Annotated in this window: 17 protein-coding genes; 5 read left to right on the forward strand and 12 right to left on the reverse strand. The window is 72.5% G+C overall.

Features of this window, described 5'->3' with window-relative positions; genetic code table 11:
• Positions 1–327: 327 nt before the first annotated feature.
• Complete coding sequence (locus AB0B40_RS23985; protein ID WP_345055548.1) at positions 328–1,251, reverse strand: aminoglycoside phosphotransferase family protein; 924 nt, start codon at positions 1,249–1,251, stop codon at positions 328–330.
• Between the two features lie 141 nt (positions 1,252–1,392).
• Positions 1,393–2,487, reverse strand: a complete 1,095-nt coding sequence (locus AB0B40_RS23990; protein ID WP_362265474.1) for a ParB/RepB/Spo0J family partition protein — start codon at positions 2,485–2,487, stop codon at positions 1,393–1,395.
• Positions 2,488–2,899: 412 nt separating this feature from the next.
• Between AB0B40_RS23990 and AB0B40_RS23995 the strand changes: the two genes are divergently transcribed.
• From AB0B40_RS23995 to rfbD, 3 genes are all read left to right on the forward strand, one after another.
• Positions 2,900–3,967: a glucose-1-phosphate thymidylyltransferase gene (locus AB0B40_RS23995; RefSeq protein ID WP_345055551.1), complete on the forward strand. Its 1,068-nt coding sequence runs from the start codon at positions 2,900–2,902 to the stop codon at positions 3,965–3,967.
• A 49-nt stretch (positions 3,968–4,016) separates the two neighbouring features.
• A complete protein-coding gene (rfbB, locus tag AB0B40_RS24000) occupies positions 4,017–5,006 on the forward strand; it encodes a dTDP-glucose 4,6-dehydratase (protein ID WP_362265476.1) in 990 nt (329 codons plus the stop codon).
• 98 nt (positions 5,007–5,104) lie between these two features.
• Positions 5,105–6,019, forward strand: a complete 915-nt coding sequence (gene rfbD, locus AB0B40_RS24005) for a dTDP-4-dehydrorhamnose reductase (RefSeq protein WP_362265478.1) — start codon at positions 5,105–5,107, stop codon at positions 6,017–6,019.
• Between the two features lie 79 nt (positions 6,020–6,098).
• Here the strand turns inward: rfbD and rfbC are convergent, their stop codons facing one another.
• Together rfbC and AB0B40_RS24015 are read right to left on the reverse strand one after the other, a co-directional pair.
• Entirely contained in the window at positions 6,099–6,701 is a 603-nt protein-coding gene (gene rfbC / locus AB0B40_RS24010; protein WP_345055555.1) for a dTDP-4-dehydrorhamnose 3,5-epimerase, read from the reverse strand.
• A gap of 165 nt (positions 6,702–6,866) precedes the next feature.
• Positions 6,867–7,799: an aminoglycoside phosphotransferase family protein gene (locus tag AB0B40_RS24015; RefSeq protein ID WP_345055556.1), complete on the reverse strand. Its 933-nt coding sequence runs from the start codon at positions 7,797–7,799 to the stop codon at positions 6,867–6,869.
• Positions 7,800–7,927: 128 nt separating this feature from the next.
• Here AB0B40_RS24015 and AB0B40_RS24020 point away from each other — a divergent pair, with 128 nt between their 5' ends.
• On the forward strand, positions 7,928–8,701 hold the full coding sequence (locus AB0B40_RS24020) for an inositol monophosphatase family protein (RefSeq protein ID WP_362265480.1): 774 nt from the start codon (positions 7,928–7,930) through the stop codon (positions 8,699–8,701).
• A gap of 49 nt (positions 8,702–8,750) precedes the next feature.
• Here the strand turns inward: AB0B40_RS24020 and AB0B40_RS24025 are convergent, their stop codons facing one another.
• Complete coding sequence (locus AB0B40_RS24025; protein WP_345055559.1) at positions 8,751–9,986, reverse strand: DegT/DnrJ/EryC1/StrS family aminotransferase; 1,236 nt, start codon at positions 9,984–9,986, stop codon at positions 8,751–8,753.
• 42 nt (positions 9,987–10,028) lie between these two features.
• Positions 10,029–11,552, reverse strand: a complete 1,524-nt coding sequence (locus tag AB0B40_RS24030; RefSeq protein ID WP_345055561.1) for a GMC family oxidoreductase — start codon at positions 11,550–11,552, stop codon at positions 10,029–10,031.
• 233 nt (positions 11,553–11,785) lie between these two features.
• Between AB0B40_RS24030 and AB0B40_RS24035 the strand changes: the two genes are divergently transcribed.
• Positions 11,786–13,060 carry a DegT/DnrJ/EryC1/StrS family aminotransferase gene (locus AB0B40_RS24035; RefSeq protein WP_345055562.1) on the forward strand — a complete coding sequence of 425 codons (1,275 nt, stop codon included), beginning with the start codon at positions 11,786–11,788 and terminating at the stop codon, positions 13,058–13,060.
• Positions 13,061–13,066: 6 nt separating this feature from the next.
• On the opposite strand, the gene AB0B40_RS24040 is transcribed toward AB0B40_RS24035, so the two are convergent.
• The 6 genes from AB0B40_RS24040 to AB0B40_RS24065 form a co-directional block, all read right to left on the reverse strand.
• Positions 13,067–13,711 (reverse strand): HAD-IA family hydrolase, encoded by a 645-nt coding sequence (locus AB0B40_RS24040; RefSeq protein ID WP_345055564.1) that lies wholly within the window; start codon positions 13,709–13,711, stop codon positions 13,067–13,069.
• A gap of 42 nt (positions 13,712–13,753) precedes the next feature.
• Entirely contained in the window at positions 13,754–14,746 is a 993-nt protein-coding gene (locus AB0B40_RS24045; RefSeq protein WP_362265483.1) for an aminoglycoside phosphotransferase family protein, read from the reverse strand.
• Positions 14,743–15,462, reverse strand: coding sequence for a StsF protein (locus AB0B40_RS24050; protein WP_362265485.1), 720 nt, complete (start codon positions 15,460–15,462; stop codon positions 14,743–14,745). The genes AB0B40_RS24045 and AB0B40_RS24050 overlap by 4 nt, the downstream gene beginning before the upstream one ends.
• 61 nt (positions 15,463–15,523) lie before the next feature.
• Positions 15,524–16,285, reverse strand: a complete 762-nt coding sequence (locus AB0B40_RS24055) for a methyltransferase domain-containing protein (RefSeq protein ID WP_362265487.1) — start codon at positions 16,283–16,285, stop codon at positions 15,524–15,526.
• Between the two features lie 68 nt (positions 16,286–16,353).
• A complete protein-coding gene (locus AB0B40_RS24060; protein WP_362265489.1) occupies positions 16,354–18,096 on the reverse strand; it encodes an ABC transporter ATP-binding protein in 1,743 nt (580 codons plus the stop codon).
• On the reverse strand, positions 18,093–19,853 hold the full coding sequence (locus AB0B40_RS24065) for an ABC transporter ATP-binding protein (RefSeq protein WP_362265492.1): 1,761 nt from the start codon (positions 19,851–19,853) through the stop codon (positions 18,093–18,095). The genes AB0B40_RS24060 and AB0B40_RS24065 overlap by 4 nt, the downstream gene beginning before the upstream one ends.
• Positions 19,854–20,166 lie beyond the last annotated feature (313 nt).

The following is a 20,166-nucleotide window of genomic DNA, read 5'->3' on the forward strand; positions in this document are numbered from 1 at the left end:
CGCGGGATCCCGGTGCGGCGTTCCTCAGCGGTGCCGCCCGGACCACCGGACCGCCTGAAGGCTAACAACCGCCGCCTCGATTCGCGACTGTGTCCGCTGCCGCTGCGCGCTGTCTCGGACGAGGTCGCAACCTGGGCTTTCCCGGGCGCGCGGTCGCGCAACGCAGCGCCTTCCGCGGCACCGGGAGGGCGGCGCGCGGTGCACGGGGGTCCGGGCGACGCGATGGGGGCGTCCGGACGAAGAACGCGACGCGCACCCGGCTGGGTGCGCGTCGCGTTCAGCGGCGTACGGCTCGTGCGGCCGGTGTCCCCTGGGGCGTGTGGCGGGTCAGCGGCGCGACAGAGCGTCGGCCACGGCGGTCTGCGACGGGTCGATCGTGGTCCGCCCGTCCTCGATGTCCCACAGCGTGTTCTGGAGCAGCCGGCCCAGGGTCCAGCCGGCCGCGCGTTCGCGTTCCAGTCCCAGCGCCTCGGTCAGCAGGTCGAAGCGCCGACGGACCACCCGCAGGGGGTCCCCGGCCGCCACGAGTTTCTCCCAGCCGGTGTCCAGCGCGGGCCACAGGTCGAAGCCCGGGTCACCGGCCAGGGGTTCGGGGTCGATGGCCAGCCATGGCTCACGCTCGGCGGCCAGCACATTGTCGTAGTGCAGGTCCCAGTGCAGCATCCGGTCCCCCGGCTCGCCGACCAGCTCGGTGACAGCCGACGCCCAGCCGCGCAGGCGCTGTCGGTCGGCCGGGTCCGTCAGCGAGCTGACCGCCGCGGGCACGGCCTCCAGCATCTCGCGGGCGATGCCGCCAAGACCGCGCAGCCCTTCGGGCGCCGGGACGGAATGCAGCCGGGCCAGCAGCCCGGCCAGCGTTCGCACGGCCACGTCATCGTCCTTGACGGACGCCAGCGTGCGAGAGGCGTCCAAGCGTTCCAGCAGCATGGCGCTGCTGACCGGGTCGTGGTCGAGCAGCTGTACGACGCCGTTGCCGTTCCAGGCGCGCAGCCCGGTCAGCGCGGCGGTCGTCTCCTCACGCGGCATCTGAAGCTTGATCGCGACCCGGGTGCCGTCGGCACGCCGTGCCGGCACCACGAGCGAGGCCTCACCGGAGGCGACGCATCCGTCCCGCTCCAGGTCCCACCGGCTGAGCAGCTGCGCGACCAGGTCGGGCAGGCCGGCGATCCAGGCCCGTTCCTCCTCACCACCGCTCCTCGACAGGGACGCAGCCAGGGCGTCGGGGACTTCGATTCTTTCCTGCGTGCTCATCGGTCTTTCCTTCACGGGGGAATTGCCCGCCGCGGCCCCGCCAGCGGGACCGAGCGGTCTACCAGGGTCGCGCGGTCTCCGCGCGGTCGGCCGCGGGGCCGGCGTCCACTGAGGTGCCGTCCGTGGCTGTGGCCGGGCACCTCACTGCTGGCCGGCCTGGTGCACCGGGGCGTCCGTGTCGCCGTCGCCGACGTCCGGAACCTGCTCGTCGATCCTGTCGGCATCGGCCCGCTCAAGCTGTTCGGCCACGCGCTGCCATATCTCGGCGCAGCCCCGGGCGAGTTCGGCGATGACCTCGGCACGGTGCGGCGGCACGTTGGCCAGCAGCCGGTCCCAGTCCTGGCTGCGCACGGCCACCACGTTGAGCCAGCGCAGCAGGACCCGGCCGTCCTCGGTGAGCCGTATGGACGGGTCGCGGCTGAGGTGACGCAGCATCAGGGCGCGCGAGGGGACAGTCTCCTCAGCTCGCTCGGCAGGTGTGGGCGGCTTTTCGGCGGCCGTCGGCCTCGCCCGCGCACCGTCACTTCCGGGCAGCGGGCTCTCGCCCCGGCGCAGCCGTTTTCGGACGTCGGAGGCGGTGCCCAGGGACACCCCGGCCTGGGCGGCGATCTGACGCAGCGGCGCCGTAGGGTTCTCCTGGATGAAACGGGCCGCCAACCGCCGTCCCTCCGTGGCGTCCAGGGGCCGGGTCCGCCCGTCCCGGCCGACCCGTACGTTCGACTGTGTAACTCCCGCGGTCGAACAGGACCGCAGGGTTCCCACCGTTGCTGCCGAGAGTCCGGTCGCCCGTCCGATGGCCCGGTCGGACCAGAGCGGGTGGCTGCTGAGGATGCGGCTCGCGGCGGCCTTGCGGTCGTCGAGGGAGAGCGGCAGGCCGTGGGCGATGTTCGCTTTGACCGCGAGGACGAATGCCTCCTTCTCCTCCCCCTCGAAGTACCGGACCGCGATCTCGGTGGCGCCGCGGAGCCCAGCGGCTCGCAGCCGGTGCATACCGTCGATGACCCGCAGGGTGGAGCGCATCACCACAATGGGGGGAAGTTCCGCTCCGGATTCTGCGAGAGTACGAATGTGTTCGGCGTCCTCGCCGGAGCTGCGGGGGGAGTCGGAGGCCTGGAGCGAATCGATCGGCACCATGATCACGTCGGACAATTGGAAGCTATTCCCGTCGGATTCTCCCAGGCACGCCATTGACTGGTCGCCCGATCGAACAGGGCCGTTACCTAAAAGAGGTTCCATTACCTATCCTTTGGTCGCCGGGCATTGACGGCAGCACGAGCCAGGGCCTTCGATCTCTCACCCGGCATATGCTTATCATCTATGCACGGTTCGGTAAAGTAACCGCAAACGGCCGAAAGGTGATCCCGGGACGGCCGGGGCACTCGCCGACGGGGCCACCGGCGCCGCACAGCAGACCGGCGGGACCGGGGGTGCCGAACAGGAGCGCGGGGCGTCGGCCCGAGCCATGCACCCTTTCCAGCCACCGCTGACCATCGAACGGTCGCCCTAGCCGACACTTTTTAACGCAAAAGGATTCACTACGCGGCGGAAACACGTCGCACCGTCCGCCACCTCCCGCCGCCGTGCGGCGGCTCGGCCTCATGTACGGCAGCCCCCACCCGTGTTCCCGAGACCACGCAGGGAGAACAACATGAAAGCGCTCGTACTGGCCGGCGGAGCGGGCACGCGTCTGAGGCCCATCACGCACACGTCCGCGAAGCAGTTGGTGCCGGTGGCCAACAAACCCGTCCTGTTCTACGGGCTGGAGGCGATCGCCACAGCCGGCATCACCGATGTCGGTATCGTCGTCGGTGACACCTTCGGTGAAATAAGCGACGCCGTAGGGGACGGCTCGAAATTCGGTCTCGACGTGAGTTACATACCGCAGCCGAAACCCCTGGGACTGGCTCATGCCGTCCTGGTCGCCCGCCGTTACCTGGGCGAGGACGACTTCATCATGTATCTCGGTGACAACTTCGTGGTGGGGGGCATCGAGGGCCCCATACGGGACTTCCGCGCCGCCCGGCCGGACGCGCACCTGCTGCTCACCCATGTGTCCGACCCCCGGTCCTTCGGCGTGGCTGAACTGGACGCTTCCGGGCAGGTGTGCGGGCTGGAGGAGAAGCCCGCCCACCCCAGGAGCGACCTGGCCCTGGTCGGGGTGTACCTCTTCTCCCCCGCCATCCACGAGGCCGTGCGAGCCATCAAGCCGTCGTGGCGCGGAGAGTTGGAGATCACCGACGCGGTGCAGTGGCTGATCGACGCCGGCCGGGACGTGCGCTCCACGCAGATCACCGGCTACTGGAAGGACACCGGCAACGTGGCCGACATGCTGGAGGTGAACCGGCTCGTGCTGGAGGCGACCGAGCCGCGCTGCGACGGCCTGGTGGACGAGCACAGCGACCTCATCGGCCGCGTCTGGGTCGAGGAGGGCGCCGAGGTACGCAACTCCCGGGTGGTGGGCCCCGCCGTGATCGGCGCCCGCGCGGTCGTGGCCGGCTCGTACGTCGGACCGTTCACCTCCATCGCCGAGGACTGCCTCGTGGAGGACAGCGAGGTCGAGTTCTCCATCGTGCTGCGCGGCGCCTCCATCAGCGGGGTGCGGCGCATCGAGGCGTCGCTCATCGGCCGCCATGCGCGGGTGACGTCCGCGCCGCCGGTGCCGCACGCCCACCGCCTCGTACTCGGCGACCACAGCAAGGCGCAGATCTCCTCCTGATGCCTCCTGGCCCCGACCCGTTCCGACCGGAAGGCGGAAGCCCGTTCCCATGACCACACATCTGCTCGTCACCGGGGGAGCCGGTTTCATCGGTTCCCACTACGTCCGCCACCTGCTCGGCCCCGAAGGCCCGCCCGGTTTGGTGGTGACCGTGCTGGACGCCCTGAGCTACGCCGGCAATCCGGCCAACCTGGCAACCGTGCGCGACCACCCCCGGTACCGGTTCGTGCACGGCGACATCTGCGACGCGGCGCTGGTCGACCGGGTGATGGCCGGGCAGGACCAGGTCGTGCACCTCGCCGCCGAGTCCCACGTGGACCGCTCCCTGATCGACGCCTCCGCCTTCGTACGCACCAATGTGCACGGCACCCAGACGCTGCTGGACGCGGCGCGGCGGCACGGGGCGGCGCCGTTCGTCCAGGTGTCCACCGACGAGGTCTACGGGTCCATCGAGCACGGCTCGTGGACCGAGGACGAACCGCTGCGGCCCAACAGCCCCTACTCCGCCTCCAAGGCGTCCGCCGACCTGCTGGTGCTGGCCCACCACGTCAGCCACGGCCTGGACGTGCGGGTGACCCGCTGCTCCAACAACTACGGGCCCCACCAGTTCCCGGAGAAGCTGGTCCCCCGCTTCATCACCCTGCTGATGGACGGACACCGGGTGCCGCTGTACGGGGACGGGCTGCACGTGCGCGAGTGGTTGCACGTCGACGACCACGTACGGGGCATCGAGGCGGTCCGCACCCGCGGCCGGGCCGGCCGGGTGTACAACATCGGAGGGGGCACCACGCTGAGCAACAGGGAGCTGGTCGGGCTGCTCCTCGAGGCGTGCGGTGCCGACTGGAGCAGCGTGGTGCACGTCGAGGACCGCAAGGGGCACGACCGGCGCTACTCGGTGGACTCCACCCGGATACGGCGGGAACTGGGCTTTGCGCCGGCCACCGGCCTGGCCGAGGGGCTGGCCGCCACCGTCGCCTGGTACCGGGCGAACCGCTCCTGGTGGGAGCCGCTGCTCCCGGCCGGCTCGCTGCCCGCCTAGGGCGTCGCCTTTCGGACCGCGCCCGGCAAGATCCGAAAGCACGCCCCCTGGGTTCCCTCCGCCCGACGCCGGGCGCGCATCCCCCGGAGACCGACACCATGTCCCCGTACCCTCGCCCGCGCTGGCTCGTCACCGGTGCGTCCGGCATGCTGGGGCGCGAACTCACCTCCCTGCTGCTACGCCGGGGTGCGGCGGTGACCGCGCTCGGCCGCGGTGCCCTGGACATCACGGACGGCGTGGCCGTGCGGGCCGCACTGGCACGCCACCGGCCGGCGGTGGTGGTCAACTGCGCGGCGTGGACCGCGGTCGACGCGGCGGAGTCGGAGCCGTCGAGGGCCATGGCGGTGAACGGCGACGGGCCGCGTCATCTCGCGGGGGCCTGCCGCACCCTGGACGCCGTCCTGCTCCAGCTCTCCACCGACTACGTGTTCGCCGGGTCGGCCGCGCGGCCGTACCGGGAGGACGATCCCACCGCTCCGCGCACGGTGTACGGCTGCACCAAGCGGGCCGGGGAACGGGCGGTGCTGAGCACACTGCCGGAGGCCGGCTACGTGGTCCGCACCGCCTGGCTGTACGGGGCGGGCGGGTCCAACTTCGTGGCCAAGATGATCCGCCTGGAGGCCGAGCAGGACACCGTGCGCGTGGTGGACGACCAGCACGGCCAGCCGACCTGGACCGCCGACCTCGCCGGCCGGCTGGCGGCGCTGGGCTCGGCGGCACTCGCCGGAGCGGCGCCCGCCGGTGTCTACCACGCGACCAACACCGGCAGCACCACCTGGTACGGCCTGGCCCGCGAGACGTTCCGGCTGCTCGGCGCCGATCCCGACCGGGTCCGTCCCACCACCAGCCGGGCGCTGGCCCGGCCGGCCACGCGGCCCGGCTACAGCGTGCTGGACCAGCCGCGCTGGCGGGAGGCGGGCATGGAGCCGTTGCGGGACTGGCGCGCCGCGCTGGCGGAGGCGTTCCCCCCGCTGTGCGGTGCGGTGGGCCGTTCGGCGGTGCCCCGGCGGTGAGGTGCCGCCCCCGGCAGGGGGCGCACGCGGACGACGGCCCACCGGTGGAGGTCCACCGGTGGGCCGTCCCGTCGTGCGCTCAGGCCACGAACCGCTCGCGCAGGGAGCGGTGGAAGGCGACGCACTCCCCGTACGCCGGCAGCAGGCCGCGCCGCTCCATCTCCGCGACACCGGGGGCCTGCCGGTCCTTGTGCGAGAGCACCGGCTCGATGTCCTCGGGCCATGCGATGCCGAGGTCCGGATCGAGCGGGTGCACGCCGTGCTCCCGCCCGGGCGCGTAGCCCCGCGAGGTGAGGTAGACGACGACGGCGTCGTCGGTGAGCGCCATGAACGCGTGGCCGAGCCCGGCCTCGACGTACAGGCTGCGGTGCGGGTCGTCGAGGCGGACGGCGTCCCAGTCACGGTAGGTGGGCGAGCCGACGCGGATGTCGACCACCACGTCCAGTACGGCACCGCTGAGACAGGTGACGTATTTGGCCTGGCCGGGCGGGACCTGGGCGAAGTGCACGCCCCGCAGCACCCCGCGCCGTGAGACGGACCGGTTGACCTGGGCGACGCCGGGTTCGTAACCGAGCATTGCGCTCAGCTCCCGGCCGCTGTACAGCTCCTGGAACGCGCCCCGGTCGTCGGCGAACGCACGGGTCTCGGCCAGCCAGGCGCCGTCCACACTGAGCGGACGCATCCGCCCTCCTCTCGTCAGAAGCGGTAGGTAGCGAGGGTTCCGGTCCTGCGGACGTCGAGGGTGACGTCGTGGAAGCCTCCTCCGAGCACCCGGGCATGGGTGAGCCGCAGCGGCAACCCTCCGGTACGAGTCGGTCACGGGACGCTCGCGGCGGTGTACGGGGCTTCAGGCGGCGGGCAGGTAGCGGGCCAGCCGGCCCCACATGGCGTCGTCGTCGGCGTCCCCGGTGTGGGGGCCGGTGAAGCGGCTGGCGTACTCGGCGATCTCGGCGAGCGTCCAGCGCAGTTCGTAGAAGCGCAGGAACACCGGGCGGCCCTCGGGGGCGGCACCGAACACCCGGGTCAGGGCGGCCCAGTCGCGTTCCGGTGGGGCCCACATCGCCCCGCCCCAGTCGATGATGTTCACGTCCCGCCCGAACAGGACGTTCGCCGGGCTGGGGTCTCCGTGGGTCAGCGCGGGGCGTTCGCCGCGCCACTGCGCGGTGCATCGGGCGGCCACCCGGGCGGCTTCCTCGCGCAGCGCGGTGAGGTGGTCCCACCGCCGGGCCACCAGACCGGCCAGCCGGCCGCCGTAAGGGCCGCACTCCGCGGCGCCGCCGTTCAGGGCCGCCTCCAGCGCCTTGTCGAGGTCGGTCTCGAAGGGGAGGCGGAAGTCCTCGGTGGGCACGTCGACGTGCCGGGCGGCGGGCGGCTCGAAGCCGTGCACGTCACGCAACTGATGTATCAGCAGGTCCAGTTGTGCGGGGCTGGGTGGTGCCGAGGGGGCGGTGGCACACTCCACGTACGGGAAGACCACGACGGGGAAGTCGGCCAACCGGTGCACCACCCGTCCGTCCCGCCCGGCGAGCGGGGCGAGCACGTACTCCTTGCCGCTCTCGCGCAGCAGGAGCGCCACTTCGTACGCCCCGGGGAAATGTCCGTCCAGATCGCGGCGGACACTGATCCACAGGGGTCCGCAGCGGTAGGACCAACTGTCCTCGCCGAGCGGGAAGAATTCCGGCTCGGGCAATTCCCGGCCGCTCGGTATGTATTCCTGGAAGTTCTCCTCGACAAGCCGGACGAGGCTCCGGCGATCCACGAGCTTGTTCTCCAAGAGCATGCCAGAGAGTAACACCGGGAACGACCACGGGGCTTTTTCCTCACGGGTGTTCAACTGTCCGGTGCCGGGGAGCTGCGGCGGGGAATGCGGCGCGCCGCCGGTAATCCATCCGCCGATATGGTGGGCCGATGGAGAATGACAGTGACGTACTGCTGGCGCACCGACTCGCCGATCTGGCGGGCGAATTAGCGCTGCGATTCTTCGGACGGCGGCCGGCCGCGCGGCACAAGAGCGACGGCAGCCCGGTCAGCGAGGCCGATCTCGCCGTGGAGCGGGCGATGCTGGCGGTGCTGGAGGAGGAACGGCCCGGGGACGCGGTGCTGAGCGAGGAGTGCGGCGCGCTGAGGACCACGTCCCGGCGCCGCTGGATACTGGACCCCATCGACGGGACGATCCCGTTCCTGGCCGGGGCGCGCGACTGGGGCAGCCATGTGGCCCTGGAGGTCGACGGTGCGCTGCGGGCCGCCGTGCTGACCCGGCCGACCGAGGGTGTGAGGTGGTGGGCGGTCCAGGGCCGGGGGGCGTTCGCGTCGACCGACGGACAGCCGTTGTCGGCGGCACGTCCGCTGCGCATCCCCGGGGCCACGGTGCCGCTGGGTGAGACCCGGGTGGGCGGCTTCCTGATGCCGGGCTCCCCCGTCGAGCCGGTGCGCGGCCGGGTCCGGTGGGTGGAGTCCCCGGTGTGCCTGGTCGCGGACCTGCTGGAGGGCCGGGCCGACGCGGTGGTCGACGAGGGCGGCCACGTCTGGGACCGCGCCCCGGCCGCCCTGCTGGTGAGGGAGGCCGGGGGGCGTGTCGACGACCTGTGCGGCGCCAGCCGGCTGGACGGACGCTGGCTGGTGTACGCGGCGGACGGCGTCGCGGACGGGCTGACCGGGCTGCTGCGGGACGCGGGGGTGTGACGTCACCGGCCGGCACCGCCGCCGGCCTGTCCCGGGCGGCCCCCACCGCTCAGGGCAGCGCCTCGCCCTTGACCGCGCGGCGGAAGGTGTCCGCCGCGCGGTCGATCTCGGTGTCCGAGGAGCCGGGGTGGACGCCGAATCCGGGGCCCAGGTAGCCGTCGGAGACGCCGGTGGCCAGGGCGAGGGAACGCGCGAGGACGCTGTCGGTGCGGGGCAGGGCGCCGGGCTCGAACGCGTGGGGGGCGGGGCGTCCGCCGGGGGCGCGGAAGGGCACGGTGGAACGGTCGCCGCGGCCGAACGCGGTGAGCGCGGGCAGCCCGCCGTAGTAGTGCGTCGGCGAGTCGAGGAGCGTCCGGGTGCCGAGCCGGGTGGCGACGTCCCGGGCGTGCGCGGCGTCGTCGAAGACGTACACGGCGGTCGTGCCGCACTCCCCCTCGGGGTCGTGCAGGTGCCGTCGGCGCACTCCGGGCAGCTCGCCGACGGCCCGGACCAGCCGCTGTTTGACGTCGCGGACCCGGGCGAGGATGCGGTCGAGCTTGCCGAGCTGGGCGAGCGCCACGGCGGCGTGCAGTTCGCCGAGTCCCAGGTTCATGCCGAGCAGCAGGTCGCCCCGGCCGCTGTCCTGGCGGTAGGGGAACCAGCCCTGGTCGTGGAAGGAGTAGGCGCGCTGGAAGACCAGCGGGTCGTCGGTGAGCACGAACCCGCCCTGGAGCGAGGTGATCACCTTGTAGTGGTTGAGGGAGAAGGTGCCGGCGCTGCCCAGGGTGCCGAGCGGGCGGCCCCGGTGACTGCCGCCGGCGCTCTGGGCGCAGTCCTCCAGCAGGAGCAGACCGTGTTCGTCGGCGAGGGCGCACAGGGCGTCCATGTCCGAAGGGGCGCCGAGCATGTGCACGGGCATGATCGCCCGGGTGCGCGGGGTGATCCTGGCCCGTACGTCGGCCGGGTCCAGGGTGAGGGACTCGTCGATCTCGGCGAGCACCACATCGGCACCGCAGTGCAGTACCGCGGCGATCGAGGCGACGAACATGTAGCCGGGCACGATGACCTCGTCACCCGGTCCGATGCCGAGGGCCACGAGGGCGGCGACCAGCGCGGAGGTCCCACTGTTGACGCCGAGGCAGTGGGCGGCGCCGAAGCGCTCGGCCGCCGCCCGTTCGAAGCGGCGCACCCACTCCCCCTCGCCGGGGTCGTCGAACGCCTCTCGGCCCGCGTACCAGCGGTCGAGCACGGCCATCACATTGGCGCGCTCCTCGTCGCCGAAGAAGCGGTAGCCCGGTCCCGGCACTGTGGTTCCTCCTGGTGTCGCCCCGTGGTCCGGGGTGCGGTGTCAGCCGGCCGCGAGCAGGGAGGCGAGCCGACGGGACAGCGCGATGGTGGTCAAGGACGGGTTGGCGGCGCCCAGCCGGGGGAACACGGCCGGCCCGGCGGCGTACAGGCCGGGCAGCGCGGGGAAGGCCTGGCGCGCGTCGAGCAAGCGGCCGAGCGGCAGGCTGCCGCCCTCGTGGTCCTCGGTGCCGAGCAGGCTCGCCCAGGTCTCGGGCCGGCCGGTGGACTGGCCTCGGGTGTGGTCGGGCAGCACCCGGGTGTTGTCGCGGTCGGCGTCACCGAAGCCGGCGAACTCCAGCGCAGTGGCGGGCAGTCCCAGTTCCCGGGCGGCCGCCGCCCAGAAGTCGCGCAGCAGGTCGCGCTGTCCGCCGATCATCTTGTGGTCCTCGGGCAGCAGTTCGGTGCGGACGTGCGCCCGCCAGGGCTGTCCGGCGGACGGCCGGCACTCCACCACGCTGTCCTCGTTGGGGAGTTGCTCGCCGGTGACCCGCACGTCCAGCAGCGCCTCGCCGTGCCCCTCGTCGTACACGTCCATCCGCAGGTAGGAGCGCAGCACGGGGTCCGCCGGGAGGTGGTACGAGCCGGGTGCGGGCAGCCGGCCGGCGGGGAGCCGGACCACGAAGCCCTGCACGATGTGGTCGGCGAGGCCGCCGAGCCGGGGGGCGCGCAGTGCGCCCGCCTCGGTGAGGGCCTGCGCGGCCAGCCGGGTGCTCTCCACGGTGCCCGCGCACAGCACCACGGTGTCGGCGGCGACCGTCGCCACGGTGCCGTCGGCGGCGCGCACCCGGACCCCGCGGGCCCGTCCGTCCCGCACGTCCACGGCGAGCACCTCGGTGTCGCAGCGCACCCGGACGCCGGGGGGCGGGGTGGGGCGGCCGCCGGGCCCGCGCCAGGCGGCCAGGGCGGTGTATGCCTCCCAGCGGTCGGTGCCGGGCAGGTGCCGGCAGGCCCGGGGCAGCGGGTGGAACTCCCGGCCGCCGAACGGGGTCCGGGCGGGCTGCGCGGGGTCCCACAGAACGCCGCCGCTCCAGGCGGTCAGGTCCGCGGTGACCCGGTCGTACCAGGACGGCCCTCCAGCGGCGGTGGTGGTCAGGTCGGCTACGACCTCGGCGGGCCACGCGGGCGGCCGCAGCGCCCAGTCCTCCAGCGGCAGGATGACGCCGTGCCAGTACAGGGACCGGCCGCCCAGCCGGCATCGCAGCCCGGAGATGCCGGTGTAGTGCGGGGGCGCGTCGGACAGCCAGGGCCGGTGGAAGTGCGGGTCGCGGTCCGGCGCGAACACGACCTCGGTGGCGGGCCCCCGCGGGTGGGTCATGTGGATGTGGGACAGCTCCTCCCCCGGGCCCGCCTCCAGCAGCAGGACGTCCTCGGCGCCGTGGCCGGCGAGCGCGGCGGCGAGTTCGACGCCCGCCAGGCCGCCGCCGACGATCACCGTTCGGGCGTGCCCCGGCAGGGGCCCCCACGGGCCCGGTCCGGCGACACGGGAGGCGGCCGGGTCGTGGTGCGACGGGGGATTGCCGGACATCTCTGACTCCTCGCCTGATGCTTTCCCGCCTCCGGCCGCGGAGAGGCGACCTGATATCCGGGCGGCCGGTTCGCCGCAGCGTACCCATCCCGTTCGACTGCGTGCCTTACCCGGTCGAACACGGCCGGGAGTTCCAGGTGGTCCGTGCGCACCGTACGCACTGTGGCGTACGGCTGGTGGGGGTGCGTAAATTCTGATGCCCATCCGTCGCATTCTCGAAAACGAGGGCATTCATGGGAAATGCACTGGCGATCTCCGGTGGACCGCGTCTGACGGAGCGGGAGTGGCCCCGTTGGCCACAGCCGGGCGAGCGGGCACTGAAAAGCCTCGAGGACGTATTGACCAGCGGTCGCTGGACCATCAGCTGCGCATATCAGGGGCGGCAGTCCTACGAGCGCCAATTCGCGGCCGCATTCGCGGACTACTGCCGTTCGGCGGTGTGCGTGCCGATGGCGACGGGAACCGCCTCGCTGGCCATCGCGCTGGAGGCGTGCGGGGTGGGGGCCGGGGACGAAGTGATCGTGCCCGGGCTGAGCTGGGTGGCGTCCGCGTCGGCCGTGCTCGGCATCAACGCCGTACCGGTGCTGGTGGACGTCGATCCGGCCACGTACTGCCTCGATCCGGCGGCCGTGGAGTCGGCGATCACGGAGCGGACCCGGGCCATCACCGTGGTGCACGCGTACTCGGCCGTGGCGGACCTGGACCCGCTGCTGGACATCGCCCAGCGGCACGGTCTGCCCCTGATCGAGGACTGCGCGCATGCGCACGGCGCCGGTTACGGCAACTGGCCGGTGGGTGCGTTCGGCGCGGCGGGGGTGTTCAGCATGCAGGGCAGCAAGTTGCTGACCTGTGGCGAGGGCGGTGCGCTGGTGACCGATGACGCGGAGATCGCCAACCGCGCGGAACACCTGCGGGCGGACGGGCGGGTGCTGCGCCAGGAACAGGTGGGTGTGGGCGAGATGGAGCTGGAGGAGACCGGCCGGCTGATGGGCAGCAACGCCTGCCTGTCGGAGTTCCACGCGGCTGTGCTGCTGGACCAGCTGGCCCTGCTCGACGGGCAGAACGCCCGCCGGGTGCGTGCCGCCGACCATCTGACCGGCCGACTCACCGACATGGGGATGACGGTGCAGGACACCTCGCCGGGGACCACCGCCCGGGCGTACTACCGCTACATGGTGCGGCTGCCCGACGAGCTGCTGGCGGTGGCGCCGGTGGACCGGATCGCCCGGGCGCTCACCGCCGAGCTGGGCTTCCCGGTGATGCTGACCCACCGGCCACTGAACGACAATCCGCTGCACCGGCCCGCCTCGCGCCGGCGGTTCGCCACCGACGCGCGTTACCTGGAGCGGGTGGACCCGGCGCGGTTCGACCTTCCGGTCGCCAAGCGCATCCACGAGAGCGTGGTGAGCTTCGGCCACGAGGTGCTGCTGGCCCCGCTCGACGCCATCGACGACATCGCCCGGGCGTTCCGGAAGGTCTTGGACAACGTCCGGGAGATCCACCGCTGAAGGGGGTCACGGAATGGAAGGCAGCACGTCCCCACGGATCGCCGGGCCGAGCCGCTCGGCGAGGACCTCCGGGGTGGACACGTGCAGCGTGTGCATCCCCAGTTCCGCCCCCACCCGCAGCACCGTGACGCGGTCGTCGACGAGCAGCGTCTCGGCGGCCGCCACCCGGCAGCCCCGCAGGGCCTCGGTGAAGAACGACAGCTCCGGTTTCACCCGGCCCACGCGCCATGACGAGTACAGCGCGTCGAACAGGGCGAAGTGCCCGTAGGCGGCGTCCTTCATACGATCCCAGTGCTCCGCCTCGTTGTTGGTGAGTACCGTCGTCAGGCCCGGCCGCTCCTGCCGCAGGCGGCGCAGGGCGCGGAAGTTGTCCCGGTGGGCACGGACGGAGCCCAGGTACGCGCGGTCAAGCCACCGCGCCTCCTCGTGTGTATCGGCCGGTGGCCCCGCTCCGTCCGCGACGAGGGTTCTCAGCACCTGGTGCACATGGCAGGCGCCGCTCTCGTATCGGGGCGCCGACGCCTCGACGCGCCGGGCGAGTTCGGGGCGGTCCACGCCGTACCGGTCGGCGACCCGGTCGAGGAAATCCGTCTCCTCGTTGATGTTGTTGTAGAGCACGCCGCCGGCGTCCACGAACAGTGCTCGAATCATGCTCCAGACCCTTTCCCCGGGGCCGGTGACGGCCCCGCAGGCTCAACGCCCCAGCAGGGGGGCGTAATGACCGCTGTCGGTGTGCGCGCAGGCGACCAGCATCCGGTACGGCTCCCAGTCCTCGTAGGACTTCCTGCCGGGCTTGGCCAGCTCGCGCTCCAGCCCCCAGGTCTCCAGCTGGATGGAGTGGCCGATCAGCAGGTCGGCGTCCGCGTCGGTGCGCAGCAGGGGCCGGGCCAGTTCGGCCACCGCCTCCTGGAGCAGTGCCCGGTCGGCGCGTTCCCGGGCGGTCGGCCCGGCGTCGGCCGGCGGGGGCGCGAAGGCCAGCTTCACCAGTTCGTTCAGGTCCAGTTGTACGGGGGCGAGCACGGCGAACTCGAAGTCCAGCAGGGCCACCACGTCGGTGCCGTCCCACAGCGCGTTGACCGGGGAGAGGTCGCCGTGGTTGAGCACCCGGGGGGCGTTGGGCAGGACCGCCCAGTGGCGGTCGAGCGCGGCACTCAGCCGTGCGTGTTCGTCCCGGGTGAGCACCCCGGCCGTGTGCAGCCGCAGGAGGGCGGCCCCGGCCTCGTCCGGGGAGCGCGCGTAGAAGGGGTTGTGGGGCCGGACCACGGCCGCGGCGGCAGCCGGGTCGACCCGGTGCACCGCCCGGGCGCGCTCCCACAGCCGGCGGGCCGCGGCCACGCGCCGTTCGCCGTCCAGGGTGTCCCAGGCGTCGTCCAGGCTGGTCGCGGCGATCTCCCGGGTGACGACCCACTCGAAGCCGCGGGTCGCGCCGGAGTCGAGTACCGTCGGGTAGCCCACCTCGGGGGGCAGCAGAGCGGCCAGCCGGGTCTCGCGGACCAGGTCCCGGGCGCCGGCGGAACCGGCGACGCGTACGGCGAGCCCGCCGCCCAGCCAGGTGGCGTTCGTCCAGCCGGTCGCGCGGCGGGCGGCCGCGAAGTCCGCGCCGTGGCGCCGGAAGACCTCGGCGGCCACGGCGGCGGTCTCGGCGGCGCGCGCCGCGCGTTCGGCGCCGGTGGTGACGCCGGTCATCCGTGCGCCCTCAGTCGCAGCGACACGACCAAGCGCAGCGGGTCCGGACCGTCGGGCAGCCGGAGCAGCGGCGGTACCTCGTGCCACATGTGCGGGCCGAGGAGGCGGGCGTCGCCGTCGCGGTCGTACATGGGCTCCAGGAAACCCTCGCGCAGGACGCGCATGGAGCCGACCGTGCCGTAGCAGAGCGGGAACTGGAGGTTGAACCGGTCGAGGTCGGTGTCCTCCTCGGCTCCGTGCGGGCCGATGTAGTCGCCCTCGCGGTAGACCAGGACGAACACCCGCTCGTAGTGCAGCCGGCGGCCGGTGATGGTGTCGACGACGGGCAGCAGCTGGTGTGCCGCGTGTTGGGCCCAGTCGAGCAGGCCGTGGTCCCGCAGGACGGTGGTGACGCGTTCGGCGCGGGCCGGTGAGTCGGTCTTGGCGTCGATGCGCCGCAGCCGGAAGCCGTAGCCGAGCGCGCCGTCGGCGGAGGTGTGCTCCTGGGCGTCGAGTTCGACCTCGTCGCCCAGTTCGCGGTAGGCCGACAGGACCGCCCCCTTGAGCTCGGTGACGTCGACGACCCGCGGTATCTGGGCGCAGCGGTAGGCGGAGTAGTGGGCGCGCAGGGCGTCGACGCCGATGTCGGCGCCCTCGGTGCGGAACCGGCCGGTCGAGGCCACGGGATGGGCGGAGTGGACGTCCACAAGAACCTCTCTTTCGCGGATGGTCGTCACGGTGGGCTGTCCTGGACGAGGCCGGGCACGCGTGACCCGGCGGGGACGGGCCCGGGGTGGGTCAGGCTGTGCCGAGGACCACCAGGCGGCGGCTGCTGACGGTGAAGGTGCCGCCGGACTCGTTCATGACCCGCGCCTGGGAGAAGCCGGCGGCCCGGAACCACTCGAGGATCTCGGGGGCGGTGAACATGCGGACGCTGTAGCGGGCCCGCTCCGCCTTGCCGTCGCGGATGGTGATCTTCTCCGCGTAGTAGCGGCTGGCCTCGGCGTCCAGCTCCTGGATGTCGACGGCCATGTCCGGTCCCCGGCGCAGGATGTCGACGTGCATCTCGTGATTGGCGAGCACGCTCGGAATGTGCCGGTAGGGGGAATGCATGTCGAGCAGGAACCGGCCGCCGGGACGGAGTGCGCGGCGATAGCGCCGGAGAATGTCGCGGTCCGTCTCGTCGTCGAAGTAGCCGAAGGAACTGTACCAGGAGACGGCCGCATCGAATTCCGCCTCGAAGGACATGTCCCGCAGGTCGACGCGCCGGTAATCCACCTGGACGCCCATTTCCCTGGCCTCGCTGCGGGCCATCGCGAGAAAGCGCTCGTCGCGGTCGATGCCGACCACCCGATAGCCGCGCGAGGCAAGCACGTTGGCGTGCCGACCGTGCCCGCACGGGGCGTCCAGGAGGTCCATTTCCGGTTCGAATCCGCCGAGTGCGACCATGCTCGACGCTTCCTTCTCACTCAGTTCCGGAGTGAGATCGGGGAGATCGAAGTAGTCGTAGTCGTCACCGAAAAGGGCGTCCCAGTCCACCTGCGGCTTCCTTGGATTCATATTCCTCAGGCTAGGACCGGGGCCGTAATCGCCGCAACGATTTCAATCGTCGTCCGGGTACCGCTATTTCATTCGCCGTGCCAGGCGCGCCACAGTGCGGCATAGGCGCCGCCGGCGGCCAGCAGTTCGTGGTGGCTGCCCAGTTCGGTGATACGGCCGTTCTCGACGACCGCGATCCGGTCGGCGTCCTCGGCGGTGTGCAGCCGGTGCGCGATGGCGATGACGGACCGGTCGCTCAGGACGGCGGCCATGGCTCGTTCTGTGTGCCGTGCCGTGGCCGGGTCGAGCAGCGCGGTGGCCTCGTCGAGCACCAGAGTGTGCGGGTCGGCGAGCAACAGGCGTGCCAGTGCGACCTGTTGGGCCTGTGCGGCGGTGAGGTCGTGCCCGGTGGTGCCGACCGGGGTGTCCAGGCCGTCCGGCAGGGCCGCCGCCCAGTCGCCGGCGCCGACCACCTTCAGGGCGCGGCGCACCTCGGTGTCGTCGGCGACCGGCCGGGCGAGGGTGAGGTTCCCCCGCAGGGTGTCGCGGAAGATGTGGTGTTCCTGGGTGACCAGGGCGATGCGGCCGCGCAGGTCCCGGGTGCTCAGCTCGACCAGCGGTACGCCACCGAGGCGGACCGTGCCGGAGCCGGGGTGGTAGATGCCGGCGAGCAGCTTGCCGAGGGTGGACTTGCCGGATCCTGAGGGGCCGACCACGGCAAGCCGTTCGCCCGGCGCGAGTTCCAGGTCGACGCCGTGCAGTACGGGGCGCCCCGGCACGTAGGAGTAGGTGACCGCGCGGGCGGTGAGGTCCTGGCCCGCGGGCCGGGCGCCGGTGGGCTCGCGGTCGGCGGGCAGTTTGCTCACCCCGAGAACCCGGGCCAGTGAGGCGGAGCCGATCTGGAGCTCGTCCATCCAGCTCAGCACGTCGTCCAGGGGGAAGATCAGCTGCCGTACGTAGAGGGTCGCGGCGACCACCTGGCCCAGCGAGGCGAGGCCCTTGCTGTGGAGCAGCCCGCCGATGGCGAGGGTGGCGACCAGCGGGACGGCGTAGCTGAGCTCCACCAGCAGGTACCAGGAGCTGCGCAGCCACATGGTGTGCCGCTCGGCCCGGTAGGCCCTGCCCAGGTCGCGGTCGAGCGCCCGGCGGCGCCATTGCCGGAGGCCGAACGCCTCGGCGGTGCGGGCCCCTGGCACCGTCTCGGCGAGGCTGTCGCCGAGCGCCACGTAACTGGCCCCGCGCCTGCGGTAGGCGATGCCGGAGCGCCGCAGGTACCAGCGGGTGCCGATCCACAGGGGCGGGATGACGAGAAGGCTGGGCAGCGCGGTGAGCGGGCCGGTCAGCAGCAGGGCTCCGAAGGTGAACAGGCAGGTCAGCGAGGCGATCAGGGTCTCGGGCACGGCGTAGCGGACGGTGTTGGTGAGGGCGTCGGTGTCGCGCGAGGCGCGGGTGATCAGGTCGCCGGGTTCGGCGTCCTCGACGGTGGACAGCGGCAGGTCCACCACCCGGTCAACGAAGTCCTCGCGCACCTCGGCGGTGATCTTCTCGCCGAACCGGCAGGAGCGCTGCACCGCACCGTAGGTGAGCGCTGCCTGGGCGACCAGTGAGGCCAGCAGGGCGAGGGCGAGCAGGTCGACGGTGCCGACCGTGGTGCCGCCGACCACCTCGTCGATGAGTCGGCCGATCAGCCAGGGGGCGACCAGGCCGCACGCCGCGGCCAGTCCGTGCAGCAACAGCAGCCGGCCGAGGTCTCCGGTGTGACGGCGGGCCAGGGCGCGGGCGTGCCGGCGCACCTCGGCCGTGTCGGCGACCGGCAGTGCTGCCCTGCTCATTCCGTGTTCTCCCGGGTGACGAGGCTGGTGGCGGGCGCGTCCCCGATGGGCTCCGCGCCGGACTCGCGCTGGATGACCCGGCGGTACGGGGCGCTGGTGGCGAGCAGGTCGCGGTGGCCTCCGGTGGCGACGACCGAGCCGTCGTGGACGAGGGCGACCTGCTGGGCGTGGTCGAGCAGCAGCGGGCTGGAGCTGACGAGAACGGTGGTGCGGCCCTTGCGGGCCGCTCGCAGCCGACGGCCGATCCGGTCCTCGGTGTGCGCGTCGACGGCGGAGGTCGGGTCGACGACGACGAGGACGTCCGGGTCGGCGAGCACGGCCCGGGCGAGGACCAGCCGCTGGCGCTGGCCACCGGAGAAACGGCTCCCGTCGGCGGTGATCTCGGTGTCCAGGCCGTCGGGCAGCGCCTCGACGATGTCCTCCGCGGCGGCCACCCGCAGCGCGGCGAGCACCTCGTCGTCGCCGGCGGTGCGGTGCGGGTCGAGGCTGTCGCGCAGGGGGCCGCGGAAGAGCCGGGAGCGGTTGTCGACCACGAGGACGCGTTTGAGGAGATCGTCGCGGCGCAGCTCGGTCAGCGGCAGCCCGGCGTAGCGGACGGGCCCGTGGGCGTAGCCTCCGAGCCGGTCGGCCAGGTGTACGCCGTCGGCCGGCGGCGCGACGACCACGAGGAACGAGCCGGCGGTCACGACCAGCCCGGTGCGCTCGTCGACCAGGTCGTGCGGACCGGCGGGTACGGGGGTGCGGCCGTGCGTGCCGTCGGGCGGACCGGTCGGCAGGGCGAGCACGGCGATGGCGCGGCGGGCGGCGACGTGGGCGCGGGCGAACCGGTCGGCAGTGTCGGTGAAGATGGCGAACGGTTCGACGAGGAAGGCGGCGTACGCGTAGAAGGCGACAAGCTCGCCGGGCGTGACCGCGCCGGTCAGCGCGGCGCGGGCGCCGATCCAGGTGACGGTGCCGACCAGCATGCCGGGCAGCAGTACCTGGGCGGCGCGGATCAGGGCCTCGGCGCCGGCGACCCGGGAGCCGGCGGCGCGCACCCGCTGGGAGCGCTCGCGGTAGGAGCGGGCGAAGGAGGTCTCGCCGCCGACGCCGCGCAGGACCCGGAGGCCGGTGACCACATCGGTGAGCCGGGAAGTCAGTTCGCCCTGGAGCTCCCGGTAGGCGCTCTGTCTACGGTGCAGCGGGCGCAGGGTGTAGCCCATGGTGAGGATGATCGCGGGCAGGGCGACGATCAGGAGAAGGGCGAGGGAGGGCGACTGGTCGAGCAACACCACGGCCACCAGCAGCATCGAGACGACGGCGCCGAAGGCCCTGCCGACGACGTCGAAGGCGTTGCCGATGGTCGTCATGTCGGCTGTGCCCACGCTGACGAGTTCACCGTCGTCGACGCGGCGTTCGAGGTCCGCGCCCATCCGGTCCGCGTGGCCGACCACGAGTTGCACTGTACGGAAGCCGGCGGCCAGTGCGTTGTGCATGCTCAGCCGGCGCCGGATCGTGCCGGACACCGCCTGCACCACCCCGAGGCCGAGGAGCACAGCCGCCCACAGCAGCACGGCGCGCGTGTCACCGGGAACGAGTCCTTCGTCGATGGCCTCGCGGACGACGACCGGCATGAGTGCCTGCGAGCCTAGCCAGAGCAGGCCCAGGAAGGCCGCCGCGCTCAACGGCCCGGCGATACGGCCGGCGAGCCACAGCAAATAGCGCGAGGCCGACCGGATATCGGGATGACCTGGGTCTGCGACGGGGAGCGGACGCATTACGCGACGATATCGAGTGCGCCGGACGAACCGTCAACTCTGTTGTTCACAAGTCTTGTTCGTTGTTCGACTGCCTACGGTAAGCAGTCGAAAGCGTGGCCGCCAGAGTTCCGTGCGGCTTTCGGCGTGATGCCCTCCGGCGGCTGTTGCCCAGCTTCTGCTACCGACCTAGCCTCGCAATTCCCTGACGCATCGACAGGCATCGGAGACTCGCCATGCTGGTTCACGCCACTCCGCCGACGGGTGCGGCCCTCATCGAGCGGGAACAACCGGATGACGACCGCGGATCACCCGCCCGCTTCTCGCGTCCTCT

It is taken from the genome of Streptomyces sp. NPDC042638, from assembly GCF_040647235.1.
Lineage (GTDB): Bacteria > Actinomycetota > Actinomycetes > Streptomycetales > Streptomycetaceae > Streptomyces > Streptomyces rameus.